Genomic DNA, 14,049 nt, shown 5'->3' on the forward strand with positions numbered 1-14,049 from the left:
ATTTAAGGATAGGGTAAGCAATGAAATTTTTATTAGCTTTAATCATTAGTAATGTTGCTCTAGCTGCTGGTGGTGAGTACCGCGGTGGTCATTTAAGTGATCTTCTAGTTCCTGCAATTAACTTCACAATTGTGTTTGGTTTTATTGCGTGGAAGATGATCCCATTTATGAGCAAATCATTCACAGAAAAATCAGAAAACATTAAAGACTTAGTTGAGTATGCAGCAAAGAAAGATGCTAAGGCAGAACAAGAGCTACAAGCTTCAAAAGCTAAGATCGATAACATTCAAACTGAAAAAGAAAAAATCATTTCAAATGCAAAAGTAGACAGCGAAAAGTTTGAACAAAAATTTGTTGAAGAAATGAAGGCATCAATGGAAAAAATGGAAAAAGATTCTGAGCATAAATTAGAATCTGAAAAGAAAATGATGCTTAAAAGTCTTAACGAATCACTTTTAGATGAAGTTATTAACAAGACTAAAAGTACAATTCATAAAGATGAAAAATTATCAAATAAAGCAACTAGTAATTTAATATCAAGACTATAGTTCTAGGGTAGTAAAATGAAAGATAAGAATGTAGCCAAAGCGTATGCAAAAGCGATTTACAACCTAGGTAAAGAGTCAAATCTTGACGTTGCTAAAGAATTAACAACACTTACTGAAGTGGTTAACGAAAACAACAATCTTGAAAATGTTATGTTTCTTGATGTTTTCTCTGCTGAAGAAAAAACAGCTGTTGTTAATGATGTAATGACAAAATTAGGACTTTCTCAAGTTGTAAAATCATTTATTAATTTCCTACTTCAAGAAAAAAGAATTGGTCTTATGCCAATTATTTTTAAAGAAGTAATCGTTATCGATGATCATGAAAAAGGTTTCATGAGAGGAACAATCGAAGGTAGTGCAGATTCAATTGATACTGAGTCTCTTGATAAGATTAAATCTTTTATCAAGAAGGAATTAGGATCAGAGCCTGAATTAACTTACGTAAAAAACGAAAAAATAACTGCAGGTGTTCGAGTGACAGTTGAAGACTATCAAGTCGATGCTTCTGTAGATAAACAACTTAATACTTTAAAAGAATCAATTATAAATGGTTAAAAGCCAATTATTGTAGAGGTAAATGATGTCAATGAATCCAGAAGAAATTACGAGCATTATCAAAGACAGAATTGCTAACTTCGAAACTAAACTACAAGTTGATGAAGTAGGTACAGTTCTAACTGTTGGTGATGGTGTTGCTAGAATTTTCGGTCTTAAAAATGCTATGGCCGGTGAACTTGTAGAATTTGCTACAGGTACAAAAGGTATGGTTCTAAACCTTGAAACTAACAACGTTGGTGTTGCTATTCTAGGTGATGATCCAAAAATCACAGAAGGTTCAACAGTTAAAAGAACTGAAAAGATCGTCGAAGTACCAGTAGGTGACGCTCTTTTAGGTCGTGTTGTTGATGCTATTGGTAATCCAATCGATGGACAAGGTGAAATCGTTTCTGAACACTCAAGACGTGTTGAAATTAAAGCTCCAGGTATTCTAGCTAGAAAATCTGTACACGAGCCACTTCAAACTGGTATCAAAGCGATTGATTCAATGATCCCAATCGGACGTGGTCAACGTGAGCTTATTATTGGTGATAGAAAGACTGGTAAAACAGCTGTTGCTATCGACACAATCATCAACCAAAAAGGTAAAGATGTTATTTGTATCTACGTTGCTGTTGGACAAAAGAACTCAACAGTACGTCAAGTACAACAAAAGCTAAAAGAAGCCGGTGCTCTTGATTATACTATCATCGTATCTGCTACTGCTTCTAACTCTGCACCACTTCAGTACCTTGCTCCATACACTGGTTGTACAATGGGTGAGTACTACAGAGATAGTGGTAAGCACGCTCTAATCGTTTATGATGATTTAACAAAACAAGCACAAGCATATCGTCAGCTTTCACTTCTTCTAAGAAGACCTCCAGGGCGTGAAGCATTCCCAGGGGACGTTTTCTACTGTCACTCTAGACTATTAGAAAGAGCTGCAAAACTTGCTGATAAAGACGGAGCTGGTTCACTAACTGCACTTCCAGTTATTGAAACTCAAGAAGGTGACGTTTCTGCATATATTCCAACTAACGTAATTTCGATTACTGACGGTCAGATCTTCCTAGAAGGTGACTTATTTAACTCTGGTATTCGTCCAGCTGTTAACGTTGGTATTTCAGTATCACGTGTTGGTGGTTCTGCTCAGATTAAAGCAATGAAAAAAGTTGCTGGTACATTAAGACTTGATCTTGCTCAGTATCGTGAACTTCAGGCATTCGCTGCTTTCGGTTCAGATCTAGATGAAGCAACTCAAAAACAACTTTCAAAAGGTGAAAGACTTGTTGAGCTACTTAAACAAGCTCAGTACTCACCTTACGATGTAATTGATCAAGTTGTATCTGTTTATGCTGGTACAAAAGGAATGTTTGACTCTGTTCCTGTAGAAAAAGTTAAAGAAGCTGAAAGAGATCTAATTGATCACTTAAATGCATCTCACTCTGAGCTTATGACTTCTATTAGAAATGAAAAAGCAATCTCAGGAGAGAATGACGGTAAATTAGCTACTGTTATTAAAGAGTTTATCGCAAGTAAGAACTACTAATTATTGAGGAGCCATAATGGCAAATATTAAGGATCTTAAAAAGAAAATCAAAAGTACAAAGGGTACTTTAAAGATTACGGAAGCTATGAAACTTGTTTCAGCTGCAAAGCTAAACAAGGCTCAGAATGCAATTCTGAATGCTCGTCCTTATGCAAATGAATTAGAAGATTCAATTAAGACAATTTCTGCCTTAGTTGAAGATTACAATCACTCTTTCTTACAAAATAACGAAAGTAAGAAAGAGGTTTTACTTGTAATCTCATCTAATAAAGGTCTTTGTGGTGGTTATAACTCTGGGCTTGCAAAAGTAGTTAAAAACTACGTTGCAAATCATGAGGATCCATCAAATTTAGAAGTACACTTTATTGGAACTAAAGTTAAAGAACTTGTTGAGAAACTTGTTAATGTTGGTGGGTTCTACGAGTTTGAAAAAGCTGAACCTCAACATCACGAAATTGCAGATTTAGCTTCAAAGCTATCAGCACTTTTCTCAAGTGGTGAAGTAGGAAAGGTAAGTATTGCTTACAATATTTTCTATTCTGCGATTTCAATTGAGCCAACAGTTAAGCAAGTTCTTCCAATGACTTTAGATTCATCTGAAAAAGAAGAGCTTAAGGAAAAGTATCCGTTTGATTTTAGATACAACCCTAATGCAGAAGAAATTCTTAATGGCCTTATTCCTGAGGCATACACAAGTGCAATGTGGACAGCAATTTTAGATGCTACCGCAGCAGAGCACGGATCACGTATGTCAGCAATGGATAGTGCTGTTGGAAACTGTAAAGATGCAATTAGAACATTAACATTAAAAATGAATAAATTGAGACAAGCTGCTATTACAACTGAACTAATTGAAGTTGTTTCTGGTGCTGAGTCCCTCAATGGTTAAGGAGCGTAGAATGTCACAAGCAAAAGGTGTTATTCGTCAAGTTATGGGTCCTGTTGTAGACGTTGAATTTGCTGATGGAAATTTACCGGAAATCTATAACGCACTCACAGTTACAAACAAAACAATTAACGACAAAGAAAATAACCTTGTTCTTGAGGTTGCTTCTCACCTAGGTGATAACGTTGTTAGAACAATTGCAATGGATCAGACTGAAGGTCTTTCAAGAGGGCTAGTTGTTTCTGATACAGGTGCACCAATTCAAGCGCCTGTTGGACGTGAATGTCTTGGTCGTATTATCAACGTAGTTGGTGAAGCTATTGATGAAGCTGGTGAAATTGGAAATAAGAAATCTTATTCAATTCACAATACAGCTCCAACATTTGAAAACCAGTCGACTAAACTTGAGCCATTCTTTACTGGTATTAAAGTTATCGACCTTCTTGCTCCATACCTAAAAGGTGGAAAGATTGGTCTATTCGGTGGTGCTGGTGTTGGTAAGACAGTTCTAATTATGGAACTTATTAACAACATTGCAACTCAACACGGTGGTTTCTCAGTATTCGCAGGTGTTGGTGAAAGAACTCGTGAAGGTAACGATCTTTACGAAGAAATGAAAGAGTCAGGGGTTATCGATAAGACTGCCCTGGTATATGGTCAGATGAATGAGCCACCAGGTGCACGTGCACGTGTTGCTCTTACTGGTCTTTCTATTGCAGAATATTTCCGTGATGAAGAAAAGCAAGACGTTCTTTTCTTCGTTGATAATATCTTCCGTTTTACACAAGCAGGTTCAGAGGTTTCTGCCCTTCTTGGTCGTATCCCTTCTGCCGTTGGTTACCAGCCAACTCTTGGTACAGAAATGGGTGCTATGCAGGAGCGTATTACTTCAACTAAAGACGGTTCTATTACATCTATTCAAGCAGTATACGTTCCAGCCGATGACTATACGGATCCGGCTCCAGCAACTACATTTGCTCACTTAGATGCAACAACAGAACTTAACCGTTCAATTGCTGAAAAAGGTATTTACCCAGCGGTAGACCCTTTATCATCATCTTCAACAATTCTATCTCCAGATATTCTTGGTGAAGATCACTATGCAGTTGCTAGACAGGTTCAAGAGATTCTTCAAAGATATAAAGAGCTTCAAGATATCATTGCTATTCTTGGTATGGATGAGCTTTCTGAAGATGATAAAGTACTTGTTGGTCGTGCTAGAAAGATTGAGAAGTTCCTTTCTCAACCATTCTTCGTTGCTGAGCAATTCACTGGTATCCCAGGTCAGTTCGTAGACATCAACGATACTATCAAAGCATTCAAAGCTATCTTAGCGGGTGAATGTGATGAAGTACCTGAGCAAGCGTTCTACCTAGTTGGTAACCTAGATATGGTATACGAAAAATGGGAACAACTTAAAAAGGATGCGTAAGCAAAATTGACTGGCTAAGGCCAGTCTATTGTTTGCTTCGCAAGCTCCCCTTGTAAGGAGCATGCTTTTTTCGAGAGCGAGGGTTTAGGCCCGAGCGGTTCGAGGTAGGAGCAAAATATATAATGCTTTATAATAAGGATTAAATGATGAGTAACTTTGTTGTAAATATATTAACGCCTAGCTCAGTTGTAGCGAAGAATGTACCGGCAGAATCAGTATTTATCCCAACTCTAAAGGGTGAAATTGAAGTTCTAGCAGGTCACACTCATATTGTTGAAAAACTAGCTACAGGTAGCGTTGCAGTTCACGGTGATGATCAAGAGAGATTTTTCACTGTAACTAATGGTATAGTAAAAGTTTTAAACGACGAAATTACTATCCTTTCTTTGACTTCTGAAGAAGATAATCAGATTGACGAAGAAAGAGCTACTAATGCACTAATTTATGCTCGTGAAAAACTGAAAGATACTTTAACTGACGAAGAATTAGTTAAATACCGTCGTAAGGTTGAAAGAGCGCAGCTTAGATTACAACTAGTTAAGCAAATTTCTAAATAGATTTAATACTATTTGAAATATAAAAGGGCCCCGTAATTCGGGGCCTTTTTTGTATCGGCAATATTTGCCTCTTAAGCTTAAAAATAAGTAATAATGCGAAAATAGAGCTAATGATAAAGCTTCTAATTTCACTATTATTCTTAATTTTTCAAGTAAGTTCTTCAGCACTTACTGGAAGCGATATAATTCGTCTCAAACCTAAGAATTTTGAAACGAAGGAATTAAATTCATTCAACTTTTCTGATATTTATTCTGACACAATTAACTTGAGATCATCTGGCGTTAAAAAAATTAACAAGCATGGAAATCCAAAGGCAATTGAGAATGCAAAAGATAAGACGAAGAAAGAAGAGATGGTCTTCTTTACATACGGTGATGATAAAAAGAAAAAAGTGAATAAAGCTAAACCGGTCTTAAGACCGACTGTAGTTTTGAAGAGTAAGGCAAGAAAAGCAGTCGGAAAGCCTAAAAACTATAAGCCTATAATTGATTTCTCAAGCTTTATACAATCAGCTGCGAAACGTACGAAAGCGGCTTCTACGTTTAATATTAAGCTTAGAGAGTTCAATCATAAAGGCCCATCAAAGAATAATTTAAGCGATTACGACTTAGTGCCTAGTTATAATTTAAATGAATTACTAACTGATGCAGGTTCTTCAGTTATCAAAGTACCAATTGCTCCAGATGATAAGTTTTCTACATTTAGAGCATCTGTAGCTGCTCGTGGAATTATTCGTACAAATTTTGAATTAAGTGCTCGAAGTGATACGACATTTGATATTCCTGTAATAAGTACAGATTACCTCGATAAAATTCTTGAAAAGAATAAGATAAAAGAGGAAACGGGTGCACACATTTTAGTTGATCTTGGAAGTAAGATTGATACATCAACATTTACGGGTAAATTTAAAAAGAAAATATTTTTAAATAAAAACTTTAAGCAAATTGAGCCAGGTGGATCGTTTGTATATGAGCTTTACTTAGATGTTGAACTAGGTAATCACTTAATTAAATACATGGACTTTAAAGGAAAGGTTGCTCAAAAGATTATCCATCTAGTTCAAGATGAAATGACTTATGAAGCACCATATTTACTGAGTTCAAAGGCTGTTAATTTCTCTGTTTTTGAAGAAAATCTAGCTGCTAAAACACTACAACAAATGAATCTTGATGCTAAAAGTATTAACTACTTTAACCGAGATATTAATCCAACGAAAGTTGGCCTTAATCGTTACAAATTAATCGCACCAATTCGTGAAGCAGGATTTAAACACTATTTAGAAGTTGGAAAAGAGACACCTGTTTTTGTTGGTTTTGATGATATTAAGAAGATTGTCATACCATCTCTTGAGTATATTGATTATTTAAAAGAATTATTCCAAAACTATGCTGATAATGGGGCATGTGTAATCCAAATAAATTTAGATCGACCTCTTGTGAACTTCGAAGCCTATATGTCTTCGCTTAGACCATCAGGATCTTATGATTTCTACTATATGGATAAAGATGGAACAGTGAGTGCTGAAATTACAGGGCTAACTGAGAAGGTCTTTGTGATCTCTCATGATTACGGAATTCTTAATACGAAAATTGATTCAGGAAATGGAAATATTAACTATATGCAAAGCTTTTGTACCGAAGGTTTATATATTATTGAACACATCTAGTTTGAGAGAAATTACTAGATAAAATGAGGAGATTTTATGAAAAGATTATTAATTGCAATGATGATTATGGTTGCGGGATTTCAAGCAAATGCGGGTATCTATGTTGAGCCTTATTTAGCTTACAATTTTGCTGGAGATTTTGAAGGGACTGATACCGATGGAATTAATATTGGTGGACGTTTAGGTTATTCTCTACCAATGCTTGTTAGTTTTGGTCTTGATTATAATATGGGGACATATGACGCAAATGGAGATGATGCAGATGTTTCTAATATGGGACTTTTTGTAGCTGTTGATCTACCAATTCTGGCTAGAGCTTATGCATCTTATTATCTTAATTCTGAGCTAGAGTCTGGTGCATTTGAATATGAAGGATCGGGTATGGCCCTAGGTGTTGGTTTAACAATGCTACCTTTTGTATCTATTAACTTTGAGTATAGAAAAATTAATTATGATGACTTAAATGGTAGTACAGTAGATTTAGATTCTGATGAAATCCTACTTGGAGTATCAGTACCACTTGATCTTTAATTTTTATTTTAAATTATAGATATAAGAAGGCCCACTTTTAAGTGGGCTTTTTTTATGCTTCAAATTCTTTATTATTAAATATATCCATTGTTCGTTTGTAGCCGGCTTCAAGCATTTTTGTCATCTTCTTAGGATTCAAGCTGAATACATCAGCAAAAAAGAGATTGAAATCCTCATGAGTTGGATAAATATCGATTAATTTAACATTTGGATCGTAATTAAGCTTTCTTTCAATAATAGAAGTGATGTGACGTCTTTGATCATTACTGAATTTCTCATTAATCATATACTGGTTAACAGTATCAATAATATCCTGTGCTGCAATTCTTCGAGCACGAGAGTCGATAATCTTCTTTTGAATCATTAGGTATATTGCTTGTGTACAAATTGCTGGTAGTCCGTAATTTGCAAGTGAACCAATTTCATCTTGATAGTGATAAGGCGTATGTGTCCAACTTGAAATAATATAATCACACTTATTATCCACAGCAACATGTGTTGATAATGTTTCTCTAATTTCACCATCTATATAGAAGTCAGTCTTATTTGTTGTATTATTATGAATTGGATAAGGTGTATAAAATGGTGGCACACTCATTGAAGCAGTAGCAGCTTCAGCAATTGGAATATCAGTATAGTAGTGTGCAGTTGGATCATGACTTGGGTTTGGGTAGTTATACCTTGAGAAAATAACCTTTCTAGAGTGATCTAGTTGAGTGGCTATGATAAATAGATCGGCGTCGTAATCATCAAAATTATTAGATTTAATAATATTATCTACAATATAGTCATGGAGTCCTTGAGTTGAAAATAATCCCGATATGGAGATTATTGGGCTTAAGACTTTTTTTAACATTCCTGGGAAACCATCTAATGGATCATAGAGATTTGGATGGTGAGGTTTTAATTTTGGCCTTTTAATGGAGAGCATATCTCGATATGTAATTGGTTTTAGGCCATGTTTGTTCTTGTGTAGGAATGCTTCAATAATGTCCATTGGAGAATGGCCTGATGCTAAATAGAGGCTTATTAGTGCCCCAGCACTTGAACCAACATATGTTGAGATTTCAAAATCAGGATTTACGTCCGAATGATTGTGCTTAAATGTAAAACCTAGGTCATGAAGTGCCCAGCTAACACCTAGGTGCCATGCAGCAGCTTTAACAACTCCACCTGAAAGTACGAGTGCTGTCTTTTTTGAACGTAAGTTTTCCATGTCAATTCGATTCATAAATTAATTATACTCGATATAGGCATTTATGCATTGATAAATTTTGGCAAAGCACGTCAAGTTAGTTAAAATTAAGGAATGATTTGGATGGACATAAATGACTATTCATTGTTGAAGGGAATCTCAATATCAACAATTCGTCGCTATATAAAAAAAGAAAAATTAATTTGGAAGTTTGAAAACGGTAAATACCTGATTCAAATTAACGAGTGGGAATATAATGATTCATTTAATGAATCAAATGCAATCGTATATTTAAAACGATTACAAGAAGAACACGAAGAATTAAAAAAAGAATTAATCAAAACCAAACAAGAGATTAATGAGTATAAGATGCTTGTTGATCTTTATGAAGGCCGTCTGAATGAAAATAATCAAGTTACTTTTAACTAGTTTTATTATTCTAATCTCAATTGATGCTTTTGCTGCACCAAGTGCTCGTCGTTGTATGATCTTACCTGTAAGGGATACTGTTGGAGGAGCTATCGGGTATGAAGTTTTCTCAAAAATTGAGCGCTACCTAAAGTCTTCTCGTTGGTGTTATTACCAATATAATTCTGAAATTATTAATATCTTATCAAACTATAAACAGGATCTAGATAAGGCATTAGAAAATCCAAAAGTTTTACGTTTAGTTTCTGATAAAACAAATGCTGGCTCAATTATTAAAGTTAAAATTGAATCACTTCCTCAAGGTGTAACAGTTCACTTAAAAATTATAGGTGCAAATGGACAAGATATCTTATTTCGAGAAGAATTAGATTTAAATCAGGATGATCCTGATGTTATTGCTCAAACTGTAAATAATTGGTTAGACCAATATGAAAAGCAAATTCCTTATGATGCTAGAGTTCTTGGTGTACTAGGGCAGCAATTCTCAATTGATTTAGGTAAAGATGCAGGGATCTATGTTGATTATGAAGTAAAAATAGTACGTCCTATGAGACGTCGTCGCCATCCTCTTTTAAAAGAAGTTGTTGACTGGGATACGAAAACAATTGGTACTGGACGAATTATTCATGTAGGTGAAAGTCTCTCACAAGTTAAAGTTTTAAGATACGAAGACAAAAGTCTTGTACAAGTTGATGATTGGGTGATCATTAATAAGAATACTAAATCATCTGAAAAAAGAGAGATGCAGTATACACCAACTGAGGACGAGGAAGCTTATAGCTTTGGATTACTTGGTAATTTTGGAGCCTCTCTACTACTAGGTACTGGATCAAATAATAATTCGTCTGCTTCAGGCGGAACAAAGGCCATTAGTGGATTTGATTTTAAAATTGCAATTGAGGGTGAAATTTATGCTACTAGAAACTACTGGGTTGGGATTGATCTAGAAAAAGGATTTGGAAGTTATTCTAAAGATTCAGGCACTCTTAGTCCTGAAGATAATTCAATGGATTCTTCAACATTCAGACTTCTTGCTGGTTATAAGTATTTACCAATGGGATTCTTCTTCGGTCCACAAATTGATATATATCTTGGTTACGGTTCATACTCACATGGCTATGATACACAAATTAGTAATGGCTTTACTGGAGTTAACTTCAGTGGTCTTCTCATTGGTGCCAAAGGTTCAATGCCAATTGTTAAAGATTTAAGAATTTATTTTCAGTTCGATTTTATGTTCTCTCCTAGTTATGAAGAAGACGTTACGGTTTTTGGAAATGCAAGCGATACAAGTAATATCTATCTTGAAGCTGGTGGAGAATATAAGTATGGCCCTGCAGTCACATTATTTGGTGGGATTGCCTACTTAGGAAACAAAGCCGAGTTTGCCAGTGATCAAAGAAAGGTTGATATCAAAAGTACATCACTTAAAGCCGGTGTGAAATTTAAGTTTTAACAGGTAAATAATGAATAAGATTAAGTTGTTAGAAGATCAAATAAAGTATCATAAAGCTTTATATTATCGCGGTGAACCTGAAATAAGTGATATTGCTTACGATAAAATAGAAGATGAGCTTAGGGAAATTGACCCTGATAATCCGGTCCTAAATTTAGTAGGTTCTACTATATCGTCACTTGAAAAGGTAAAGCATGATAAGAAAATGCTCTCTCTTGGAAAAACATATAAGATCGATGAATTAATCAATTGGGCCAAGGACTACGAAGTATTAGGAATTTACAAAGTTGACGGTGTTTCATGTTCACTGATTTATGAAAATGGAAAACTTGTTATAGGTAAGACTAGAGGAGATGGTACATTTGGTGAAAATATCACTCAAAAAGTACAATGGATGAAAGGTGTCCCTAGTTCCATTCAAGATAAAGAGAGAATAGAAATTCGTGGTGAAATGTATTGCGACGAAGAGTCATTTTTTAAATTATCTGAAGCGATGATCTCACAAGGTCTTGAAAAACCTACTTCTCAACGAAATATTGTGGCAGGACTTGTTGGCCGTAAGGAAAATATAAACTTATGTTCTTTTATTAATTTTAAAGCATTTGATGTTTTAGGAATTGATTTTGATAAGGAAGAACAGAAATACCATCATTTACAAGAGCAAGGATTTGATATTCTCGAATATGAGATCATGAAATCAAAAAAAGATTTTGAAGCGTCGATAGAGGATGCAAAAGATTTTATGGCCAATGGTGATTATTTAATTGATGGGTTGGTATTTGTTTATAATGATATAAAGCTACATCATGAACTCGGTGAGACTGCCCATCATCCTCGTTATAAAATGGCCTTTAAGTTTCCTGGTGAAACAGTTCAAACGATACTTAAGTCGATTACTTGGCAGGTCTCTAGAAATGGTATTTTAACTCCTGTTGGAGAAGTTGAGCCTGTTAGTATCAGTGGTGCTGTCGTTTCACGTGTTACACTTCATAACTTTGGAATGGTAAAACAACACAATCTAAAAGCAGGTGATAAGATCGAAATTATCCGCAGTGGTGAAGTTATACCTAAATTTCTACAAACAATTAAGGAGTCAGAGAATGATTTCTCTGTACCAACACATTGTCCTAGCTGTGATGCTCCAGTTAAACAAGTTGATATACGAATTATTTGTGATAATCCTGCATGTCCAGCACAAGTCAAAGAAGTTATCTTAAACTTCATTCAAAAGATAGGTATTGATGATTTAAGTTCTAAGCGTCTCGAGGAAATGATTCGCCGTAAGCTAGTAACAAAGATTGAAGATCTTTATAATTTGAATATTGATAAATTAATTGAACTAGATAAAGTTAAAGAAAAATTGGCCACGAAACTTTTAACTAGTATTGAAAAGTCAAAGAAGGCTGATCTTATTACTTTTCTTTCTGCACTAGGTATTACTGGTGGAGCCTATAATAAATGTGAAAAAGTTGTTGGAGGTGGATTTGACTCAATCGAGAAGTTGCTAGCGATGACAGCGGAGAAACTACAAGGCCTAGAAGGATTTGCTGAGAAGTCAGCAACGACTTTTGTTAATTCATTACAAGAAAAAAAAGATCTTATAAAAAACTTACAAGAAATAGGTTTCACATTTGAAGTAATTGAAAATGATACTGGATCTAGCTTGGCTGGAATAAAAATATGTATTACTGGTTCTTTATCTCGAAAAAGAAGTGAGATTGAAAAAGATATAAAAGCAGCTGGTGGAACTCCTGTTAGTTCTGTAAGTAAGAATACAGATATTCTTCTTACAAATGAAACTGAAGCTAAGTCTTCTAAGTATAAGAAGGCATTAGAGTTGGGAATTACTATTAAGACTGAAGATGAAGTAATGGGAATGATTAATGGCCAAAAAGAGTAAGAAAGTTTTTGAATGTTCAAACTGTGGCTTCCAAACAGCTAAATGGATGGGGCGTTGTACAGATTGTGGTGAATGGAATAGTTTCACAGAGCAAACTTTCTCGCCAGTACAAGAAAGTATTAAAGTAAAGGCCGTTGGTGAGACTCAACCTAAGAAATTAAAAGAAATTGAAGTTGAAACATACAATCGCGTCTCAACTGGCATCGATGAATTTGATCGTGTTGTCGGTGGAGGACTTGTTCCAGGATCACTTATCTTAATTGGTGGTGAGCCAGGTATTGGTAAATCAACTCTATTAACTGAAATGTTATCAAAACTATCAGGAAGACAAGAAAACGAAAGCTTCTTATATGTAAGTGGTGAAGAAAGTGAGGGGCAGGTTGCCGGTAGGGCCAAACGAATGGGCCTAAAGAACGATTCCTTCTATATATATAATGAAACAAATTGGCAGAATATTTTAAATCAAATTAAAAAGATAAAGCCACGTTTTATGGTTCTAGATTCAATTCAAACAACGACATCTAGTGAGTTGTCTTCGCCTCCAGGTACTGTTTCACAAATTCGTGAAGTAACTTATGAGCTGATGAATCATGTGAAGGCTACTGGTATTACTTGTTTTGTTGTTGGTCACATAACAAAAGATGGTGCTATCGCTGGGCCTAAGATTTTAGAACATATGGTTGATACAGTTATCTATTTTGAAGGTGATCAATTTGGCCATTATCGTATGCTTCGTGCAATCAAGAATCGTTTTGGAAATACTAATGAAGTCGGTATTTTTGAAATGAAAGAAGATGGCCTTAATGAAGTAAAGAATCCTTCACAATTCTTCTTAGAAGATGATCTTGAAGGGAGTTTCGGGAAAAGCTTAACGTGTATAAAAGAAGGGACAAGACCGCTCTTTGTAGAAGTACAAGCTTTAGTAGCAGAAAATAAATTCGGAAATGGAAGACGTACAACTCAGGGATTAGATAATAACCGTGTAGCTATGATGGTGGCCATTATCGAAAAATATGCTTCAATTCCTATGGGAATGAATGATATTTACGTTAATGTTGTTGGTAGTATGAAACTTACAACACGTGAGTCCGATCTAAGTATTATCGCAGCTCTTTTAAGTTCATATAAATCTAAACCTATTCCAAAAGATACGATCTTCTTAGGCGAGGTGGGCCTAACTGGTGAAGTTCGAACAGTTCCTCATATGGAGATGCGTATTAAAGAAATGGAATCCTTAAATTATAAAACTTTAGTTGCATCACCAAAGATTGCACGAGAGTTTTCTAAGAAATCTAAGTTAAAAATTATACCAGTTAGAAAAATTACAGATATCTTTAGCGTGTTAGGGGATTAACCCTA

General features: G+C 35.0%; 13 protein-coding genes. 12 read left to right on the forward strand and 1 reads right to left on the reverse strand.

Annotated features, from left to right (window positions below; genetic code table 11):
- Positions 1-20 precede the first annotated feature (20 nt).
- The 8 genes from ACMAZI_RS01270 to ACMAZI_RS01305 all read left to right on the forward strand — a co-directional run bounded on the left by ACMAZI_RS01270 (position 21) and on the right by ACMAZI_RS01305 (position 7,710).
- Positions 21-548 (forward strand): ATP synthase F0 subunit B, encoded by a 528-nt coding sequence (locus ACMAZI_RS01270; protein ID WP_120405623.1) that lies wholly within the window; start codon positions 21-23, stop codon positions 546-548.
- A 15-nt stretch (positions 549-563) separates the two neighbouring features.
- Positions 564-1,103 carry an ATP synthase F1 subunit delta gene (atpH, locus tag ACMAZI_RS01275; RefSeq protein ID WP_114705986.1) on the forward strand — a complete coding sequence of 180 codons (540 nt, stop codon included), beginning with the start codon at positions 564-566 and terminating at the stop codon, positions 1,101-1,103.
- Positions 1,104-1,128: 25 nt separating this feature from the next.
- Complete coding sequence (gene atpA / locus ACMAZI_RS01280; protein ID WP_114705985.1) at positions 1,129-2,637, forward strand: F0F1 ATP synthase subunit alpha; 1,509 nt, start codon at positions 1,129-1,131, stop codon at positions 2,635-2,637.
- Between the two features lie 16 nt (positions 2,638-2,653).
- Positions 2,654-3,526, forward strand: a complete 873-nt coding sequence (atpG, locus tag ACMAZI_RS01285; RefSeq protein ID WP_114705984.1) for an ATP synthase F1 subunit gamma — start codon at positions 2,654-2,656, stop codon at positions 3,524-3,526.
- A 10-nt stretch (positions 3,527-3,536) separates the two neighbouring features.
- On the forward strand, positions 3,537-4,955 hold the full coding sequence (atpD, locus tag ACMAZI_RS01290; protein WP_114705983.1) for a F0F1 ATP synthase subunit beta: 1,419 nt from the start codon (positions 3,537-3,539) through the stop codon (positions 4,953-4,955).
- Positions 4,956-5,101: 146 nt separating this feature from the next.
- The gene (gene atpC / locus ACMAZI_RS01295; protein WP_158536784.1) at positions 5,102-5,512 is read left to right on the forward strand and encodes an ATP synthase F1 subunit epsilon; all 411 of its coding nucleotides are present in this window, start codon (positions 5,102-5,104) and stop codon (positions 5,510-5,512) included.
- Between the two features lie 110 nt (positions 5,513-5,622).
- Positions 5,623-7,179, forward strand: a complete 1,557-nt coding sequence (locus ACMAZI_RS01300; RefSeq protein ID WP_120405622.1) for a hypothetical protein — start codon at positions 5,623-5,625, stop codon at positions 7,177-7,179.
- Positions 7,180-7,215: 36 nt separating this feature from the next.
- The gene (locus ACMAZI_RS01305) at positions 7,216-7,710 is read left to right on the forward strand and encodes an outer membrane beta-barrel protein (protein ID WP_120405621.1); all 495 of its coding nucleotides are present in this window, start codon (positions 7,216-7,218) and stop codon (positions 7,708-7,710) included.
- A 52-nt stretch (positions 7,711-7,762) separates the two neighbouring features.
- Here the strand turns inward: ACMAZI_RS01305 and ACMAZI_RS01310 are convergent, their stop codons facing one another.
- Positions 7,763-8,941, reverse strand: coding sequence for a patatin-like phospholipase family protein (locus ACMAZI_RS01310; RefSeq protein WP_114705979.1), 1,179 nt, complete (start codon positions 8,939-8,941; stop codon positions 7,763-7,765).
- Positions 8,942-9,019: 78 nt separating this feature from the next.
- Between ACMAZI_RS01310 and ACMAZI_RS01315 the strand changes: the two genes are divergently transcribed.
- Genes ACMAZI_RS01315 through radA form a run of 4 tightly spaced genes read left to right on the forward strand, consistent with a single transcriptional unit; the run spans position 9,020 to position 14,044 of the window.
- Positions 9,020-9,334 carry a hypothetical protein gene (locus ACMAZI_RS01315; RefSeq protein WP_133296882.1) on the forward strand — a complete coding sequence of 105 codons (315 nt, stop codon included), beginning with the start codon at positions 9,020-9,022 and terminating at the stop codon, positions 9,332-9,334.
- Entirely contained in the window at positions 9,306-10,790 is a 1,485-nt protein-coding gene (locus ACMAZI_RS01320) for an outer membrane protein (protein ID WP_114705977.1), read from the forward strand. The genes ACMAZI_RS01315 and ACMAZI_RS01320 overlap by 29 nt, the downstream gene beginning before the upstream one ends.
- Before the next feature lie 10 nt (positions 10,791-10,800).
- The gene (gene ligA / locus ACMAZI_RS01325; protein ID WP_412473925.1) at positions 10,801-12,690 is read left to right on the forward strand and encodes an NAD-dependent DNA ligase LigA; all 1,890 of its coding nucleotides are present in this window, start codon (positions 10,801-10,803) and stop codon (positions 12,688-12,690) included.
- The gene (radA, locus tag ACMAZI_RS01330; protein WP_114705975.1) at positions 12,674-14,044 is read left to right on the forward strand and encodes a DNA repair protein RadA; all 1,371 of its coding nucleotides are present in this window, start codon (positions 12,674-12,676) and stop codon (positions 14,042-14,044) included. Before ligA ends, radA begins: the two co-directional genes overlap by 17 nt.
- Positions 14,045-14,049 lie beyond the last annotated feature (5 nt).

Source organism: Halobacteriovorax sp. YZS-3-1, assembly GCF_047084945.1.
Taxonomy (GTDB): Bacteria; Bdellovibrionota; Bacteriovoracia; order Bacteriovoracales; family Bacteriovoracaceae; genus Halobacteriovorax_A; species Halobacteriovorax_A vibrionivorans.

What these genes read in the sequence shown, in the direction of transcription:
- ligA (WP_412473925.1), top strand. Translation starts at nt 10,801, where the DNA reads ATGAATAAGATTAAGTTGTTAGAAGATCAAATAAAGTATCATAAAGCT.
- ACMAZI_RS01320 (WP_114705977.1), top strand. Translation starts at nt 9,306, where the DNA reads ATGAAAATAATCAAGTTACTTTTAACTAGTTTTATTATTCTAATCTCA.
- radA (WP_114705975.1), top strand. Translation starts at nt 12,674, where the DNA reads ATGGCCAAAAAGAGTAAGAAAGTTTTTGAATGTTCAAACTGTGGCTTC.
- ACMAZI_RS01300 (WP_120405622.1), top strand. Translation starts at nt 5,623, where the DNA reads ATGATAAAGCTTCTAATTTCACTATTATTCTTAATTTTTCAAGTAAGT.
- atpH (WP_114705986.1), top strand. Translation starts at nt 564, where the DNA reads ATGAAAGATAAGAATGTAGCCAAAGCGTATGCAAAAGCGATTTACAAC.
- ACMAZI_RS01315 (WP_133296882.1), top strand. Translation starts at nt 9,020, where the DNA reads ATGATTTGGATGGACATAAATGACTATTCATTGTTGAAGGGAATCTCA.
- ACMAZI_RS01310 (WP_114705979.1), bottom strand. Translation starts at nt 8,941, where the DNA reads ATGAATCGAATTGACATGGAAAACTTACGTTCAAAAAAGACAGCACTC.
- ACMAZI_RS01305 (WP_120405621.1), top strand. Translation starts at nt 7,216, where the DNA reads ATGAAAAGATTATTAATTGCAATGATGATTATGGTTGCGGGATTTCAA.
- atpD (WP_114705983.1), top strand. Translation starts at nt 3,537, where the DNA reads ATGTCACAAGCAAAAGGTGTTATTCGTCAAGTTATGGGTCCTGTTGTA.
- atpG (WP_114705984.1), top strand. Translation starts at nt 2,654, where the DNA reads ATGGCAAATATTAAGGATCTTAAAAAGAAAATCAAAAGTACAAAGGGT.
- atpA (WP_114705985.1), top strand. Translation starts at nt 1,129, where the DNA reads ATGTCAATGAATCCAGAAGAAATTACGAGCATTATCAAAGACAGAATT.
- atpC (WP_158536784.1), top strand. Translation starts at nt 5,102, where the DNA reads ATGAGTAACTTTGTTGTAAATATATTAACGCCTAGCTCAGTTGTAGCG.
- ACMAZI_RS01270 (WP_120405623.1), top strand. Translation starts at nt 21, where the DNA reads ATGAAATTTTTATTAGCTTTAATCATTAGTAATGTTGCTCTAGCTGCT.